This is a genomic window from Oleiphilus sp. HI0079, assembly GCF_001635105.1.
Window position 1 is genome coordinate 1 of record NZ_LWFT01000789.1, and the last position, 1,240, is coordinate 1,240.

The 1,240-nt window shown below is 46.1% G+C and carries 2 protein-coding genes; both read left to right on the forward strand.

Translation table 11 applies throughout. The features are described 5' to 3' along the window. The coding region (locus A3750_RS14840; protein WP_068548402.1) for a DUF1295 domain-containing protein at window positions 1–847 on the forward strand (847 nt) is incomplete at its 5' end. Window positions 848–1,060: 213 nt separating this feature from the next. Continuing rightward, window positions 1,061–1,240: hypothetical protein (locus tag A3750_RS26900; RefSeq protein WP_231871837.1), on the forward strand; the 180-nt coding region annotated here is incomplete at its 3' end.

Genomic DNA, 1,240 nt, shown 5'->3' on the forward strand with positions numbered 1-1,240 from the left:
ATCAACACTTCTCGATATGCTTTTCAGTAACGCTATCGCGCAAGCAGTATTGTTCTTTTTCGTTGTTTGCATCCCCTTCTGGCGCACAAAGAGAATGTCTTATGTGGATATCGCCTGGCCTTTTGGTGTGGCTATTATCGGCGCGCACATTCTTTTAATGGGCGAAGCCGAGCCTATTCGCAACACCATTGTTGGGGCTGTGTATTTGTTCATTGGATTAAGAATGGGCATTGGCGCGATTACTATGGCGAAGGCGACGGGTGTTATTTTCAAGTATGAATTTCCACGTTATAAATACCGGCGCACTATGCTTGAAGCCGAAGGTTCAAAACACGTGGATGCGCATATGTTGGGTGAGGCAGTGGCGCAAGGGTTTGCCAATATGACGGTACTGGCATTACCCGGTTTTTTGATAGCCACGAGTTCTCTGCAGGGTATCAGCATTTGGGAAGTAGCCGGTTTAACCTTGTGGGCCTTGGCGTATCTAACCGAATCGATCGCCGATGGGCAGAAAATGTGGTTTATCTCCAAGAACCCAAAGGGTGTTTGCAACATCGGTTTGTGGAAATATAGCCGTCACCCCAATTATTTTTCGGAGTGGCTGGTTTGGACTGGGCTTGTTGTGGCGACGGTACCATCCTGGTTGTCGCTCGCCGATGTCGAATTTGTTTTTGTATGGAGTGTGCTCGGCATTGGTGCTTTATTCGCCTCAGTCATGCTTTACGTGACCTTGGTGTACCTAACGGGTGCCAAGCCTGCCGAGTATTACTCCGTTCAGAAGCGTGAGGGCTACAAAGAGTATCAACGTAAAACAAATATGTTTTTTCCCTGGTTTCCGAGGGACTAGCTTTCTAGGGATTGGCTGTTCGAGGGTTTGCCTCTGGAGCTGAAAACCTCATCTCTGCATGTTTTCGCACGTTCTAATCTGCGCTTTTGATGCTGGAAAATGAGCCATAAGATAGTATGATGTAAAAGCCTTACAAATTGTGTGGGTAGAAAGATTTGCGTGTACGAGTGTATTTGTCGCGCGTTATTTTCTATACATGCAGGGGAATCTTTCATGCGTTTTATTATTCCGTTAGGATTGCTTTCTAGCCGGTTACGAATTTTTCTGGCTGTATTTCTTGCGTTATTGATTGTCTTTTCTCTAAGTGCAGAGCATCGCGCTTCTCCGCTTAACATTCTCATTATTCATTCCTACAACGAACACATTCCCTGGAACAAAGCCTTTACCCGAGGG